Raw genomic sequence first — 16,546 nt, 5'->3', positions numbered from 1 at the left:
GAATGGTCACAGACAGGATCAAAGATGTCTACTACGGCAAGACCCTCCGCAAGAGCTTTGCCCGCCACCAGGACATTTTGGAGATGCCCAATCTTTTGGAGGTACAGAAGAAGTCCTATCAGTGGTTCCTGGATAAGGGACTGCGGGAGGTCTTCAAGGATGTCTCCTGCATTACCGACTACGCAGGCAATTTGGAGCTGTCCTTTATCGACTACTCCATGGACGAGGCCCCCAAATACAACGAGGAGGAGTGCAAGGCCAGAGACGCCACCTACGCCGCCCCCATCAAGGTCCGGGTGCGCCTGCGCAACCGGGAGACCGAGGAGATCAAGGAACAGGAGATCTTCATGGGGGATTTCCCCATTATGACTGAGGCGGGGACCTTTATCATCAACGGCGCCGAGCGGGTGATTGTGTCCCAGATTGTGCGCTCCCCCGGCATCTACTACTCCCGTACGGCGGACAAGGCGGACAACCTCACCTTCGCCACCACCGTCATCCCCAACCGGGGCGCGTGGCTGGAGTATGAGACCGATCTGACGGACGTGTTCTATGTCCGCATTGACAAAAACCGCAAGCTGCCCATCACCTGCCTCATCCGGGCGGTGGGCCCCAAGACCGATGGGGAGATCCTTGGGATGTTCGGCGAGGATCCCCGCATTGTGGCCACCCTGGAAAAAGACACCTGCAAGACCTACGAGGAGGCCCTGCTGGAGATCTACCGCAAGCTGCGCCCCGGCGAGCCCCCCACAGTGGACTCCGCCGAGAGCCTGCTCAACGCCCTGTTCTTCGACCCCCGCCGGTACGACCTGTCCGCGGTGGGCCGCTATAAGTTCAACAAAAAACTGGCCATGGGCCCCCGCCTGGCGGGGCAGACCCTGGCCCTGCCGGTGGCCGACCCAGGCACCGGCGAGATCATCGCCGAGGCCGGCGAGACGCTCACCCGGGAGCGGGCTTTTGAGCTGGAGGACAAGGGCGTTAACGAGGCTGTTGTGGATGTGGACGGCGTACAGGTGCGGGTCTTTGGCAACCATATGGTGGACATGAGCAAATTCGTGGACTTCGACCCGGAGGAGTGCGGCGTCATGGAGCGGGTGCGCTACACCGTGCTGATGGAGCTGATGGAGCAGTTCTCCGGCGAGGAGCTGAAGGAGGCTGTGGCCGACCGGCTGGACGACCTGATTCCCAAGCATATCATTGTGGACGACATGATGGCCTCCATCAACTACCTCAACGCCCTGGCCTTCGGCGTGGGCGTGCCCGACGACATTGACCACCTAGGCAACCGCCGGCTGCGCCGGGTGGGAGAGCTGCTGCAAAACCAGTTCCGCATCGGCTTCAGCCGGATGGAGCGGGTCATCCGGGAGCGGATGACCATACAGGACCTGGATATTGTCACCCCCCAGTCCTTAATCAATATCCGGCCGGTCACCGCCGCCATCAAGGAATTTTTCGGCTCCTCCCCCCTGAGCCAGTTTATGGACCAGACCAACCCCCTGGCGGAGCTGACCCACAAGCGCCGCCTGTCCGCCCTGGGCCCCGGCGGTCTGAGCCGGGACCGGGCGTCCTTCGACGTGCGGGATATCCACTACTCCCACTACGGCCGCCTGTGCCCCATTGAGACGCCGGAAGGACCCAACATCGGTCTGATCTCCTATCTGGCCTCCTACGCCCGGGTGAACCGCTTCGGCTTTATCGAGGCCCCCTACCGCCGGGTGGATAAGTCCAGCGCCAAGGTGACCAGCCAGATCGACTATATGACGGCGGACATGGAGGACGCCTTCACCATCGCCCAGGCCACAGAGCCGGTGGATGAGAACGGCTGCTTTGTCAACGAGCGCATCACCTGCCGCCACCGCAACGAGATCGTAGACGTGGACCGGGATCAGGTGGACTATATCGACGTGTCTCCCAAGATGATGGTGTCCGTGGCTACCGCCATGATCCCCTTCCTCCAGAACGACGACGCCAACCGCGCCCTGATGGGCGCCAACATGCAGCGCCAGGCGGTGCCCTTGCTCACCACCCAGGCCCCCATCGTGGCCACCGGTCAGGAGCATAAAAACTGCATCGACTCGGAGATCGCCATCCTCGCGGAGGAGGACGGTGTGGTGACCAAGGTCTCCGCCCAGTATGTGACGGTGCGGTACGACAATGTGGGCCTGCGGGAGTATAAGCTGACCAAGTTCCTGCGCTCCAACCACGGCACCTGCATCAACCAGCGGCCCATTGTCACTGCGGGCCAGCGGGTGAGCAAGGGAGAGGTCATCGTGGACGGCCCCTCCACCTCCAATGGCGAGGTAGCCTTGGGCAAGAACATCCTCATGGGCTTTATGACCTGGGAGGGCTACAACTACGAGGACGCCATCCTCCTCAACGAGCGTATGGTGAAGGACGATGTGTTCACCTCCATCCATATTGAGGAGTACGAGACAGAGAGCCGGGATACCAAGCTGGGCCCCGAGGAGATTACCCGGGACATCCCCAACGTGGGCGAGGACGCCCTGAAGGACCTGGACGAGCGGGGCATCATCCGCGTGGGCGCCGAGGTGCGGGCCGGCGACATTCTGGTGGGCAAGGTCACGCCCAAGGGAGAAACTGACCTCACCGCCGAGGAGCGGCTGCTCCGGGCCATCTTTGGCGAGAAGGCCAGAGAGGTGCGGGATACCTCCTTAAAGGTGCCCCACGGCGAGAGCGGAATTATTGTGGACGTAAAGGTATTCACCCGGGAGGCGGGAGACGAGCTGTCCCCCGGCGTCAACGAGGTGGTGCGGGTCTACATCGCCCAAAAGCGCAAGATCAGCGTGGGCGATAAAATGGCCGGCCGGCACGGAAACAAGGGCGTGGTCTCCCGCATTCTGCCCCAGGAGGATATGCCCTTCCTGCCGGACGGCACGCCCTTGGATATTGTACTGAATCCCCTTGGCGTGCCCTCCCGTATGAACATCGGCCAGGTGCTGGAGGTCCATCTGGGCTACGCCGCCAAGGCCCTGGGCTGGAAGGTGGCCACCCCTATCTTCAACGGCGCCGACGAAAAGGACATCGCCGAGACCTTGACGCTGGCCGGCCTGTCCCCCGACGGAAAGAGCTGGCTGTACGACGGCCGCACCGGCGAGCGGTTTGACAACCGGGTCACGGTGGGCTATGTGTATTTCCTCAAGCTCCACCACCTGGTGGACGACAAGATCCACGCCCGCTCCACCGGGCCCTACTCTCTGGTCACCCAGCAGCCCCTGGGCGGCAAGGCCCAATTCGGCGGCCAGCGTTTTGGCGAGATGGAGGTCTGGGCGCTGGAGGCCTACGGCGCGGCGTATACCCTTCAGGAGATCCTCACGGTCAAGTCCGACGACGTGGCCGGACGGGTGCGCACCTACGAGTCCATCGTCAAAGGCCACAACGTGCCCAAGCCCGGCGTGCCGGAGTCCTTCAAGGTGCTGGTAAAGGAACTCCAGGCCCTGTGCCTGGACATGAAGGTCCTGGACAGCCAGGGCAACGAGATCGAGCTGAAGGACGACGAAGAGGACAACTACCAGCCCGACCGGATCCGGGACGACGACTTCTACGACTACCGGGACAGCGACAGCGAGAGCGATTTTGCCGCCGCCGGTTATACCCTGAAGGCGGAGAGCGACGACGACGACCTGGCGGCGTCCGATGAGGACGACGGCGAGGATATGGACATGGACGATGACGGCGCGTTCCTGGACGATCAGGATATGTAACAGGAGAGGGAGGACGATCAAACTATGAGTTATGCCGAATTTGATGCCATCCAGATTGGTATTGCCTCCCCGGAGAAAATCAGGGAGTGGTCCTACGGCGAAGTCAAAAAGCCGGAGACCATCAATTACCGCACCCTGAAGCCGGAGCGGGACGGCCTGTTCTGCGAGCGCATCTTTGGCCCCACCAAGGACTGGGAGTGCCACTGCGGCAAGTACAAGAAGATCCGCTACAAAGGCAAGGTGTGCGACCGCTGCGGCGTGGAGGTCACCCGGGCCAAGGTGCGCCGGGAGCGGATGGGCCACATTGAGCTGGCTACTCCGGTTTCCCACATCTGGTATTTTAAGGGCATCCCCTCCCGGATGGGACTGCTGCTGGATATTTCTCCCCGTATTTTGGAGAAAGTTTTATACTTTGCGTCCTATATTGTCACCGATCCCGGCTTCTCCCCCCTGGCCAAAAACCAGATTCTGTCGGAGAAGGAATACCGGGATATGCGGGAGAAGTATGAGGACGACTTCGAGGCCGGCATGGGCGCTGAGGCGGTAAAGAAGCTGCTGCAGGACATCGACCTGGAGCAGCTGTCCGAGTCCCTGCGGGCGGAGCTGAAGGACGCCAGCGGCCAGAAGAAGGCCCGCATTGTCAAGCGGCTGGAGGTGGTGGACGCCTTCCGCCTGTCCGGCAACAAGCCGGAGTGGATGGTCATCGACGTGCTGCCGGTGATCCCGCCGGAAATCCGGCCCATGGTCCAGTTGGACGGCGGCCGCTTCGCCACCAGCGATCTGAACGACCTGTACCGCCGGGTGATCAACCGCAACAACCGCCTCAAGCGCCTGATCCAGCTCAACGCCCCCGATATCATCGTGCGCAATGAGAAGCGGATGCTTCAGGAGGCCGTGGACGCCCTCATCGACAACGGCCGGCGGGGCCGGGCGGTGACCGGCGCCAACAACCGGGCCCTGAAATCCCTCAGCGACATGCTCAAGGGCAAGCAGGGCCGCTTCCGCCAGAACCTGTTGGGCAAGCGGGTGGACTACTCCGGCCGCTCCGTTATCGTGGTGGGCCCGGAGATGAAAATTTACCAGTGCGGCCTGCCCAAAGAGATGGCCATTGAACTCTTCCGCCCCTTCGTGATGAAGAAGCTGGTGGAAGACGGGGTGGCCAACAACATCAAGTCCGCCAAAAAGATGGTGGATAAGGGCAAGACTGAGGTGTGGGACGCCCTGGAGTTCGTGATCAAGGAACACCCGGTTATGCTCAACCGCGCTCCCACCCTCCACCGTCTGGGCATCCAGGCGTTTGAGCCGGTGCTGGTAGAGGGCCGGGCCATTAAGCTCCATCCCCTGGTGTGTACCGCCTTCAACGCCGACTTCGACGGAGACCAGATGGCGGTCCACGTCCCCCTGTCCGCCGAGGCCCAGACCGAGGCCCGGGTGCTCATGCTCTCCGCCAACAACCTGCTGCGGCCCCAGGACGGCGGGCCCGTCACTGTGCCCACCCAGGACATGGTGCTGGGGTCCTACTATCTGACCTTTGAACGCTACCCCGCCCACACCGAGGGGGAGACTTATGAGAACGCCGCCGCCGTGCGGGAGGCCCTGGAGGCCGGGGACATCACCCCGGACACCTTGGTGTGGCTCAAGCCCATCGACGGGAAGCGCAGGGACGACATCCCCACCATGGCGGGGATTGCCGCCAATACCCCCGAGGGAGAACAGCCCCGGGAGTGCCTGCCCGTCTACGGCAGCGATATGGAGGCCCGGCTGGCCTATGACGAGGGCGTGCTGGAGCTGCACGTGCCCATCATGGTCCGCCGCAGCGCGGTGATCGACGGGGAGGAGCGGCACAAGCTGGTGCGTACCACCGTGGGCCGCCTGATTTTCAATGAGGGCATCCCACAGGATCTGGGCTTTGTGGACCGCAGCAGCCCCGACGGCGCTTTCGAGCCGGAGATCAACTTTATGACCGGCAAGAAGCAGCTGGGCAAGATCATTGACAAGTGCATCATCAAGCACGGCTTTACCGTGTCCGCCGGCGTGCTGGATACCATCAAGGCCAAGGGATATAAATTCTCCACCCGGGGCTCCCTCACTGTGTCCATCTACGACATGACCATCCCCGAGCGTAAGCACAGCCTGATCGCCGGCACCGAGAAGGAGATTGTAAAGATCGAGCGGCAGTACAAGCGGGGCTTCCTCACCAACGAGGAGCGCTACCGCCTGGTGGTGAGCGCCTGGGAGAAAACCACCAAGGAGGTCTCCGACGCCCTGATGGATGGCCTGGACCGGTACAACCCCATTTGGATGATGGCGGACTCCGGCGCCCGCGGCTCCTCCGCCCAGATCCGCCAGCTGGCGGGGATGCGCGGCCTGATGGCCGATACCTCCGGCCGCACCATTGAGATCCCCATCAAGTCCAACTTCCGTGAGGGCCTGTCCGTGCTGGAGTACTTCATCTCCAGCCGGGGCGCCCGAAAGGGGATGGCCGATACCGCCCTGCGTACCGCCGACTCGGGCTATCTGACCCGCCGCCTGGTGGACGTGTCCCAGGAGGTCATCATCCGGGAGCATGACTGCGGCACCGACGACGGCATTATTGTGTCCGAGATCAGCGAGAACGGCCAGGTCATCGAGACCTTTGGCGAACGGCTCAAGGGCCGCTACCCGGTGGAGGATATCTGCGACCCCCAGACCGGGGAGGTGCTGGTGTCCAAGGGCCGGATGATGGTACCGGAGGACGCCGCCATGCTGGAGGCCCACGGCATCTTCCAGGTGAAGATCCGCAGCGTACTCACCTGCCGGGCCCGCAGCGGCGTGTGCTCCAAGTGCTACGGCATCAACCTGGCCATCGGCGAGACGGTGGGCGCGGGAGAGGCTGTGGGCATCATCGCCGCCCAGTCCATCGGCGAGCCCGGCACCCAGCTGACCATGCGTACCTTCCACACCGGCGGCGTGGCCGGCGGCGACATCACCCAGGGTCTCCCCCGCGTAGAGGAGCTGTTTGAGTCCCGCCGTCCCAAGAAAATGGCCCAGCTGGCGGAGATCGGCGGCCGGGTGACCATTGAGGAGACCAAGCGCAACTCCATGTGCAACCTGACCATCACTGCCCCCGATGGCGAGGTGGTCACCTACGCGCTGCCCTACAGCGCCGGCATCCGGTGTAAGGAGGGGGAGACGGTGGAGAAGGGCTTCGCCCTCACTGAGGGCGCCCTCTATCCCCAGGACGTCATCCGTATCCGGGGCGTTCACGCGGTGTATGACTATCTGATCCAGGAAGTCCAGAAGCCCTACCGCCAGCAGGGCGTGGACATCAACGACAAGCATATCGAGGTCATCTGCCGCCAGATGATGCGCAAGGTCCGGGTGGAGGATGCGGGGGATTCTACCTTGCTCAGCGGCTCCACTGTGGAGCTGACAGAGTTCGAGGACGCCAAGGAGGCGGTGCGCCGGCGGATCGACGCCGGCGAGACCAACGACGGCATGGACCTGCGCCTGCCGACCGCCACCCGTCTGCTCATGGGCATTACCAAGGCCAGTCTGGCCACCGAGTCCTTCCTGTCTGCGGCGTCCTTCCAGGAGACCACCAAGGTGCTTACCGAGGCCGCCATCAAGGGCAAGGTGGACCACCTAGTGGGCCTGAAGGAGAACGTTATCATCGGCAAGCTGATCCCCGCAGGCTCCGGACTGGCGGCCTATCGGAAGTATGACCAGATTGAAGAGGCAGAGCCCTGCTGTGATACCGACACCCCCAGCGGCGATGACTATATCGAAGAGCTGATCCAGATCACAGATGAGCTGGAGCAGCAGGCCGCCGAAGCGGCGGAAGAACCCGTCTCCGCTGGTATAGAGCAGTAATACCTTATTCAAGAGTCCCGTTCAGGTGCAGTGCAAGGCTGAACAGGTTCTAAGATTGACCGCGCCCGGCTTGGTGAGAAGACCGCTCACCGGGCTGGGCGCGGCGCTTCAGGAGGGAGTTTTTTATGGAGGAAGAGGGCGTTGTGTCCATATGGGCGGGGGTATTTGAGACGGAGGAGGCGCTGATGGCCTACGCCGCAGAAGAGGGATATGACTGCGAGGGAAATGAGATTATCTCCCCCTTCAACCGGGACTTTTTTGGCGGAGAGGACCTGTGGCCCTTTGACCCGGACTTTTGGGAACGGGCTCTGGTGGCGCCCACGCCGGACCCGGAGGCGCTGGTCCGCCCCTTTTCTGAGGGTACCGCCATCGGCCCCGCGTTAAAGAAAATTTTCCCCCAGGGTCTGGAAAAGGCTTATAACGCGGCAATTTTGGTCTATAATTATCAATACGGCAGCGAAAGCGCCTGTCATCCAAACGCGCCGGTGACATTTTTGGGCGCGGTCCCCTGTCCATTGTAAAGTTCCCCTTCTGCCGCAGGGGAGAGGACCCCTGGGCGGTTTGACGGGAGAAAGGGGAGAAAACCATTGAAATCATGGGGTTTTTCTCCTTGACGAACCAGAATTCCTATGATATAATTCAAACTCACGCGAGGTATAGGCGGGAGCAGAAGGCTAAGACCCCAAACCGCTCCCCCGCCGCCGTTGAGACAGGAGGTGCGCTGGTGCTGTCCAAGTTGAAATCTGGCCCCAGAGTCGTGGGCGTAAAGCAGACCCGGCGCGCCCTGGGGGATGGAAAAGCGGCCCAGGTCTTCCTGGCCGAGGACGCCGACCCCCGCATTACCCAGCCGGTAGAGGCCATATGTGCCCAGCAGGGGGTGCCGGTGACCCGGGTACCCCATATGAAGGAGCTGGGCTCCGCCTGCGGCATTTCGGTGGGCTCCGCCGTGGCCGCCCTGCTTATTTGATTTTAACAGAATAATCGAGAGAGAATTCTGTTAAAATATAGGAACCCGCGTCCAAACTGATGGAACGCAGGGGTTGAATACGATTGCTCAAAGAAAGGAGGAACCATTCATGCCTACTTTTAATCAGCTCGTGCGCAAGGGACGCAAAGCCGCGACCTACAAGTCCGACTCCCCCGCCATGCAGTACGGCCTGAACACCCTGAAGAACCGTGAGACCGACCTGCCCTCTCCCCAGAAAAGAGGTGTCTGCACTGCGGTGCGTACGGCGACCCCCAAGAAGCCCAACTCCGCCCTTCGTAAGATCGCCCGTGTGCGCCTGACCAACGGCTACGAGGTCACCGCCTATATCCCCGGCGTGGGCCACAATCTTCAGGAGCACTCCGTGGTGATGATCCGCGGCGGCCGTGTCAAGGACCTGCCTGGCGTGCGGTACCACATCATCCGCGGCACACTGGACACCCAGGGCGTCAACGGCCGGATGCAGTCCCGCTCCAAGTACGGCGCCAAGCGGCCCAAGGCCGGCAAGAAATAAGCGTTTGCCGGAAGAAATCTGTTCAGGACCCATAGGAGCCTGAACCTTGAATTGCACTGTGCGCTTACGCGCAAGGCAAAAGCCTTGCCGGGCGTTTACCATAAAGGGGTAGACCTCGGACAGGCACTGGACAAGCAGGCACTTGTCTTTACACGGGCCGCGTGGGCGGTTCGAGTACCTATGAAATCATACTATGAAGGAGGGAAGCAAAGTGCCCAGAAGAGGTAACGTACCCAAGCGGGAGGTTCTGCCTGATCCGCTTTATAACTCGGTTCTGGTGACCAAGCTCGTCAACAGCATCATGCTGGATGGCAAGAAGGGCGTGGCCCAGAAGGTGGTCTACAGCGCTTTCGATATCATTAAAGAGAAGACCGATAAGGATCCCCTGGAGGTCTTCACTTCCGCTTTGGAGAACATCATGCCGTCCCTGGAGGTCAAGGCCCGCCGCGTAGGCGGCGCCACCTATCAGGTGCCTATCGAGGTGCGGCCGGAGCGCCGCCAGACCTTGGGCCTGCGCTGGCTGACCAACTACGCCCGCGCCCGCAGCGAGAAGACCATGAAGGAGCGGCTGGCCGGCGAGATTATGGACGCCGCCAACAGCGTGGGCTCCGCTGTGAAAAAGCGCGAGGATACCCATAAGATGGCGGAATCCAACAAGGCCTTCGCGCACTACCGCTGGTAAGGGGGCAACAAGTAAACCATGGCTAGAAAGGTTACCCTGCAAAACACCCGCAACATCGGCATCATGGCTCACATTGACGCCGGTAAGACCACCACCACCGAGCGCATCCTGTACTACACCGGCGTCAACTACAAGATCGGTGAAACTCATGACGGCACCGCCACCATGGACTGGATGGCCCAGGAGCAGGAGCGCGGCATTACCATTACCTCCGCCGCCACCACCTGCTACTGGAAGGGGACCAAGGATCAGTTCCCCCAGACCCGCATCAACATCATCGACACCCCGGGCCACGTGGACTTCACCGTAGAGGTGGAGCGCTCCCTGCGCGTGCTGGACGGCTCTGTGACCGTCATGTGCGCCAAGGGCGGCGTGGAGCCCCAGTCCGAGACTGTGTGGCGCCAGGCCGACCACTACCGGGTGCCCCGTATGATCTACGTCAACAAGATGGACATCATGGGCGCCGACTTCTACAACGTGCTCAACATGATCCATGACCGCCTGAAGTGCAACGCCGTGCCTATTCAGCTCCCCATCGGCAGCGAGGATACCTTTAAGGGCATCGTCGATCTGGTGGAGATGGACGCTGACATCTACTACGACGAGATGGGCAAGGACATGCGGGTGGAGGAGATTCCTGCCGACATGATGGAGCTGGCCCAGGAGTACCGGAGCAAGCTCATCGATGCGGTGGCCGACATCGACGACGAGATCATGGAGCTGGCGCTGGAGGAGCAGCCCATTCCCACGGAGAAGATCCGCGCCGCCCTGCGCAAGGGCACCATTGACAACCTGGTCGTCCCGGTGGTGTGCGGCACCTCCTACAAGAACAAGGGCGTGCAGAAGCTGCTGGACGCCATCGTGGACTATATGCCCTCCCCCGTGGACATTCCCGCCATCAAGGGCGTGAATCCCGATACCGAGGAAGAGGACGAGCGTCCCGCCGACGACAACGCCCCCTTCTCCGCCCTGGCGTTCAAAATCGCCACCGACCCCTATGTGGGCCGTCTGTCCTTTGTGCGGGTGTACTCCGGTATGCTCAACACCGGCACCTCCGTGCTCAACTCCACCAAGAACCAGAAAGAGCGCATCGGCCGCATCCTCCAGATGCACGCCAACCACCGGGAGGACATTGAGACCGTGTACTCCGGCGACATCGCCGCCGTCATCGGCCTGAAGAACTCCACCACCGGCGACACCCTGTGCGATGAAAAGCATCCCATCATTTTGGAGTCCATGGAGTTCCCCGAGCCCGTCATCCGGGTGGCCATTGAGCCCAAGACCAAGGCCGGCCAGGAGAAGATGGGCATCGCCCTGATGAAGCTGGCGGAGGAGGACCCCACCTTCAAGACCTGGACTGACGAGGAGACCGGCCAGACCATCATCGCCGGCATGGGCGAGCTCCACCTGGAGATCATCGTGGACCGCCTGCTGCGCGAGTACAAGGTGGAGGCCAATGTGGGCGCGCCCCAGGTGGCCTACAAGGAGACCATCAAGAAGTCCGTCAAGCAGGACACCAAGTACGCCCGTCAGTCCGGCGGCAAGGGCCAGTACGGCCACGTGGTCATCACCGTGGAGCCCAACGAGCCCGGCAAGGGATACGAGTTCCTCAACGAGATCACCGGCGGCGTCATCCCCAAGGAGTATATCCCTGCGGTGGACGCAGGCATCCAGGGAGCCATGCAGGCCGGTGTACTGGCCGGCTACAATGTGGTGGACGTGAAGGTTCATCTTACTTTCGGCTCGTACCACGAGGTGGACTCCTCTGAAATGGCCTTCAAGATTGCCGGATCCATGGCCTTTAAGGAGGCCTGCCGCAAGGCCGATCCCATCCTGCTGGAACCCATGATGAAGGTGTCCGTCATTGTGCCTGACGAGTATCTGGGCAATGTCATCGGCGACCTGACCAGCCGCCGGGGCATGATCCAGGGCCAGGAGAGCCGCCCCGGCGCCACCCAGGTGGACGCCCTGGTGCCTCTGGCCAGCATGTTCGGCTACGCCACTGACCTGCGTTCCTCCACCCAGGGCCGCGGCCAGTACTCTATGGAGCCCCACAGCTATGTGGAGATTCCCAAGAGCATTGCCGAAAAGATTATCTCTGAGCGTGGCCGCAGCAGCGCGGAATAAGAGAAGAACTGCAAAATGAGGTTGCAATTTTTGCCCTTATGGGATAAAATAGCATCATCATTACGAAACGCATAAAGCCCCATTGATTTGATTTTTTAAGGAGGATATCCAAACATGGCTAAGCAAAAGTTTGAGCGCAACAAGCCCCATGTCAACATCGGCACCATTGGCCACGTTGACCACGGCAAGACCACCCTGACCGCCGCCATTACCAAGTACCTGTCCCTCCAGGGCAAGGCTCAGTACGAGGACTACTCCAGCATCGACAAGGCCCCCGAGGAGCGCGAGCGCGGCATTACCATCAACACCGCCCACGTGGAGTACGAGACTGACGCCCGTCACTATGCCCACGTTGACTGCCCGGGCCACGCCGACTATATCAAGAACATGATCACCGGCGCGGCTCAGATGGACGGCGCCATCCTTGTTATCGCCGCCACCGACGGCCCCATGGCCCAGACCAAGGAGCACATCCTGCTGGCCCGCCAGGTGGGCGTGCCTGCCATCGTGGTCTTCCTGAACAAGTGCGATCAGGTGGACGACGAGGAGCTGCTGGAGCTGGTTGAGATGGAGGTCCGCGAGACCCTGTCCGGCTACGAGTTCCCCGGCGATGACATCCCCGTGATCAAGGGATCCGCCCTGAACGCTCTGACCTGCGAGGGCGGCGTGGATTCTCCCGACTACGCCTGCATCAAGGAGCTGATGGACGCGGTCGACAGCTATATCCCCACTCCCGACCGTAAGGCTGACATGCCCTTCCTCATGCCTGTTGAGGACGTGTTCACCATCACCGGCCGCGGCACCGTCGCCACCGGCCGTGTGGAGCGCGGCCAGCTGAAGGCCGGCGAGGAAGTGGAGATCGTGGGTCTGACCGAGGAGAAGAAGAAGACCGTCGTTACCTCCATGGAGATGTTCCGCAAGACGCTGGACTATATCGAGGCGGGCGACAACGCCGGCTGCCTGCTGCGCGGCGTGGCCAAGACCGACATCGAGCGCGGCCAGGTTATGTGCAAGCCCGGCTCCATTCACCCCCACACCAAGTTCGTGGGCCAGGTCTACGTCCTGTCCAAGGAAGAGGGCGGCCGCCACACTCCCTTCTTTGACAACTACCGTCCCCAGTTCTACTTCCGTACCACCGACGTAACCGGCATCATCAAGCTGCCTGAGGGCACCGAGATGTGCATGCCCGGTGACAACGTGGATATGAAGGTGGAGCTCATTACTCCCATCGCCATTGAGAAGGGCCTGCGTTTCGCCATCCGTGAGGGCGGCCGCACTGTGGGCTCCGGCGTGGTCATCGACATCGCCGAGTAATTCTCAGCGCAATCTAAGAAACGGACTGCATAGGAGCGGGCGGCGCCTTACCGGCGCCGCCCGCTCTGTGTCAAAAAAACGCCGCAGATTTTTGAAAATCTGCGGCGCTTTTTCACGGAGTAGATGAGTGAGCCACGGCCTCGGCAATTCTGACCCCGTCCACGGCGGCGGACATGATGCCGCCGGCGTATCCGGCGCCCTCGCCGCAGGGATAGAGGCCAGCCAGACCGGCAGACTGAAAGTCCGACCCGCGGAGGATGCGCACCGGCGAGGAGGAGCGGGTCTCCACCCCGGTGAGCACCGCGTCCGGGCTGGCGAAGCCCTTCACTTTGCGGTCAAAGAGCGGGAGCGCGGCCCGGAGGGTATCGGCCACATAGGGGGGCAGGCACTGCGCCAGGTCGGTCCAGGTGACGCCGGGGCGGTAGGTAGGGGAGATCGTTCCCGGTCCCTGGGAGGGCCGGCCGGCCAGAAAGTCGCCCACGGTTTGGGCGGGAGCGTAAAAGCAGGGATTGTCCGGCTGGTGGGGCGGCGCGCCCAGGATCCAGGCAGCCTCCTCCCAGGTCTGCTGAAAGCGGACCCCGGCCAGAGGATCGCCGCCGGGAAAATCCTCCGGCCCCACCCCCACAAGAAAGCCGCCGTTGATGTTGCCCCCGTCCCGGGCCCGCAGGCTCATACCGTTGGTGACCACCTGACCCTGGTCTGAAGCGGCGGCGACCACCTGGCCGCCGGGGCAGACGCAGAAGGTGAAAGCAGACCGGCCGGAGGGCAGGTGGCAGGAGAGTTTGTAATCTGCCGGGGGCAGCCTTTCCCAAAAGGCGCCGAACTGACTGGCGCTGATTTTGGCTTGGCTGTGCTCAATCCGCACGCCGATGGCGAACTGCTTGGCCTCCATGGGGAGATTCATCGCGTGGAGCATGGAGAAGGTGTCCCGGGCGGAGTGGCCGGGAGCCAGAACCAGAGCGTCGCAGGGGAGGTGATAGACCGCACCCCCAGCGGTGACAGACAGGGCTGAGAGCGCGCCGTTTTGGGCGTGCAGGCCGGTGAGCTGGTGCTCAAAGCGGACCTCGCACCCCAGGCGGAGGAGTTCTAGGCGGATATTCTTGACCACCTGCCGGAGAATGTCGGTGCCGATGTGGGGCTTGTGGCTCCAGGCCACGTCGGCGGGAGCGCCGAACTCCACCAGCGTGTCCAGCACAACGCCGATGCGGGGATCGTGAGTGCCGGTGGTGAGCTTGCCGTCGGAAAAGGTGCCGGCGCCCCCCTCGCCAAACTGAACATTGGAGACAGGGGAGAGCGCCCCAGTCTGCCAGAAGCGCTCCACATCCGCCGCCCGCCGGTCCACGTCCCGGCCCCGTTCCAGCACAATGCAGGGCAGGCCGTTCCGGGCCAGGAAGAGGGCGGCAAAGAGCCCAGCGGGCCCCATCCCCGCCACCACGGGCGGAAGGGGAGAGGTCCGTCTCACCGGCGGGAAGGCATAGGGCTGACGGACCACTTTGGATACTTGGCCGGATTTGCAGCGGGCCAGGATCCGCGCCTCCTCCGGTGGGCTGACCTGGACGGTACAGACCAGACGGACCGCGCCCTTATTCCGGGCGTCGATGGACTGGCGGACCAGGCGCAGCTGCCCCAGTTCCCCCGGCGCCACCCCCAGGAGGCGGGCCGCCTTCCGCCGGAGCTGCTCCGGCCCGGCCTCCACAGGGAGGGAGAGATTACTGATTTGCAGCATCGCCGCTAGCCGTCCAGGGCGGCAGCAGTTTCCAGAGCCACCTCCATCATGGCGGTGAAGGCGGTCTGCCGCTCCTGGGGGGAGACCGCCTTGTGGGTGAGAAGCTCGTCAGAGACGGTGAGCAAAGTCATGGCGTTCTTTCCCGCCCGGGCGGCGTTGCAGTACAGGGCGGTGGATTCCATCTCAAAGGCCAGAACCCCCATCTTCTTCCATCCCTCCAGGGGGGAGACGTCGTCGTAGAAGGTGTCGTTGCTGGCTACGTTGCCCACGGCGCAGCGGAGCTTTTTCTCCTGGGCGATGGCCTGGGCGATCTTCACCAGGGGGAAGGAGGCGATGGGGGCGAAGGTGCCGGGGAGCTGGTACTGGGCGGCGAAATTAGAGTTGGTACACGCGCCCAGGGCAATAACCAGGTCGCCGATGTGCAGATCCTCCTGGATGGAGCCGGTAGTACCCACCCGGATAATATTGTCCACGCCGTAGAAGTGGAACAGCTCGTAGGAGTAGATACCCATGGAGGGACAGCCCATTCCGCTGCCTTGGACAGAGACAGGCTTGCCCTTGTACTTGCCGGTAAAGCCAAGCATTCCCCGCACACCGTTCACCTGGACGGCGTCGGTGAGGAATGTCTGGGCGATGAACTTGGCCCGCAGGGGGTCGCCAGGCATGAGGACCGTTTTGGCGTAGGCGCCCTCTGGCGCTTCAATATGGGGAGTCGGCATGAAAAGACCTCCGTTTCAATTTTCATGGAACAGGGCCGCCCGCGGGAGAAGTTTCCAGCGGGCGGCGCTTTCTTATGCCAGTTCTATCATCTTTTTAAAGCTCAGCTCGTCCAGCCAGGCGCCCACATGGTAGAGCAGCGTGTCATAGAGCACGCTGTCGGTGAGATCGTCAATGTCATCGGTCTTGAGGAAAGCGGCGTTATCGGTATAGCGGCCGTCAATCTGCTCCAGCCGGTCCAGGATGCCGTACTCCTCCCCGTGGAGGCCAATAAACTGCCAGAAAATAGGGAAGCGGGAGGTTTTGATCAGGATCTCCTCAATCTCCCAGTCGGAGCTGAGCCGGCCGTCGGTGAGGAAGAGGACCACCGTGGGCTGGCGCAGGGCGCCGTAGATCATCATAACATCCCGCATAGCCTCCGGCTCGTTGTTGTACTGGTAGTTGAGCATACTCATCCACCGCTCGAAGCCGCCGGACTCGGCAAAGGTATAGTCCCGCACGTTGTCCATGGTGACGGCCCCCAGCTGGCGGCTCTTGGCGGCGAAAGCCCACAGGTCCATCTCGCACCGCTCAGACAGGGTGGTGGCGAAGGTGAAGAACTTGTCCACCACCCGCTGAATCCGCCCGCCCCGGTACAGATCAAACATGGATCCGGAGGCGTCGGCGCACAGTACCGTCTGAATGGGCCGGGCGGCTACCTTGGGATAGCTGGCCAGGGCAGCGAACATGCTCTTATACAGGGGGGCCAGGTACTCCGTATCCCCCCGGCACTGGCGGGCCAGGCCGTCCATCCGGGCGCAGACGTGGGTGGGCAGGGCGCTGACGATATCCCGCACCGGGGGCGTCCCCCGCCGGGGGGTCCCGGAGGGGGGCGCGGTGCAGGGCCGGCCGGGGGCGGGGGGCGGCG

Annotated in this window: 11 protein-coding genes; 8 read left to right on the top strand and 3 right to left on the bottom strand. The window is 62.4% G+C overall.

Annotation, left to right across the window (positions count from 1 at the left end; genetic code table 11):
* Window positions 1–2 precede the first annotated feature (2 nt).
* The 8 genes from rpoB to tuf all read left to right on the top strand — a co-directional run bounded on the left by rpoB (window position 3) and on the right by tuf (window position 13,196).
* Window positions 3–3,722, top strand: a complete 3,720-nt coding sequence (gene rpoB, locus D1159_RS14370; protein ID WP_161846343.1) for a DNA-directed RNA polymerase subunit beta — start codon at window positions 3–5, stop codon at window positions 3,720–3,722.
* A 24-nt stretch (window positions 3,723–3,746) separates the two neighbouring features.
* A complete protein-coding gene (gene rpoC, locus D1159_RS14365; protein WP_161846342.1) occupies window positions 3,747–7,574 on the top strand; it encodes a DNA-directed RNA polymerase subunit beta' in 3,828 nt (1,275 codons plus the stop codon).
* 125 nt (window positions 7,575–7,699) lie between these two features.
* The gene (locus tag D1159_RS14360) at window positions 7,700–8,095 is read left to right on the top strand and encodes an immunity 22 family protein (RefSeq protein ID WP_161846341.1); all 396 of its coding nucleotides are present in this window, start codon (window positions 7,700–7,702) and stop codon (window positions 8,093–8,095) included.
* A gap of 203 nt (window positions 8,096–8,298) precedes the next feature.
* The gene (locus D1159_RS19765) at window positions 8,299–8,541 is read left to right on the top strand and encodes a ribosomal L7Ae/L30e/S12e/Gadd45 family protein (RefSeq protein ID WP_161846340.1); all 243 of its coding nucleotides are present in this window, start codon (window positions 8,299–8,301) and stop codon (window positions 8,539–8,541) included.
* 109 nt (window positions 8,542–8,650) lie between these two features.
* Window positions 8,651–9,073, top strand: a complete 423-nt coding sequence (gene rpsL / locus D1159_RS14350; RefSeq protein ID WP_161846339.1) for a 30S ribosomal protein S12 — start codon at window positions 8,651–8,653, stop codon at window positions 9,071–9,073.
* 211 nt (window positions 9,074–9,284) lie between these two features.
* Window positions 9,285–9,755 carry a 30S ribosomal protein S7 gene (gene rpsG, locus D1159_RS14345; protein ID WP_347563704.1) on the top strand — a complete coding sequence of 157 codons (471 nt, stop codon included), beginning with the start codon at window positions 9,285–9,287 and terminating at the stop codon, window positions 9,753–9,755.
* A gap of 18 nt (window positions 9,756–9,773) precedes the next feature.
* Window positions 9,774–11,882, top strand: a complete 2,109-nt coding sequence (fusA, locus tag D1159_RS14340; protein ID WP_161846337.1) for an elongation factor G — start codon at window positions 9,774–9,776, stop codon at window positions 11,880–11,882.
* Between the two features lie 114 nt (window positions 11,883–11,996).
* Complete coding sequence (tuf, locus tag D1159_RS14335) at window positions 11,997–13,196, top strand: elongation factor Tu (RefSeq protein ID WP_161846336.1); 1,200 nt, start codon at window positions 11,997–11,999, stop codon at window positions 13,194–13,196.
* Window positions 13,197–13,308: 112 nt separating this feature from the next.
* On the opposite strand, the gene D1159_RS14330 is transcribed toward tuf, so the two are convergent.
* From D1159_RS14330 to D1159_RS14320, 3 genes are all read right to left on the bottom strand, one after another.
* Window positions 13,309–14,922, bottom strand: coding sequence for an FAD-dependent protein (locus D1159_RS14330; RefSeq protein ID WP_161846335.1), 1,614 nt, complete (start codon window positions 14,920–14,922; stop codon window positions 13,309–13,311).
* A 5-nt stretch (window positions 14,923–14,927) separates the two neighbouring features.
* On the bottom strand, window positions 14,928–15,641 hold the full coding sequence (gene deoD / locus D1159_RS14325; RefSeq protein WP_161846334.1) for a purine-nucleoside phosphorylase: 714 nt from the start codon (window positions 15,639–15,641) through the stop codon (window positions 14,928–14,930).
* A gap of 72 nt (window positions 15,642–15,713) precedes the next feature.
* Window positions 15,714–16,546: VWA domain-containing protein (locus D1159_RS14320; protein WP_161846333.1), on the bottom strand; the 833-nt coding region annotated here is incomplete at its 5' end.

The organism is Pseudoflavonifractor sp. 524-17, assembly GCF_009935845.1.
In the GTDB taxonomy this organism is placed as follows: domain Bacteria; phylum Bacillota; class Clostridia; order Oscillospirales; family Oscillospiraceae; genus Pseudoflavonifractor_A.
The sequence above is the reverse complement of the archived record's forward strand: the minus strand, read 5'-3'. Positions and strand labels throughout refer to the sequence as shown.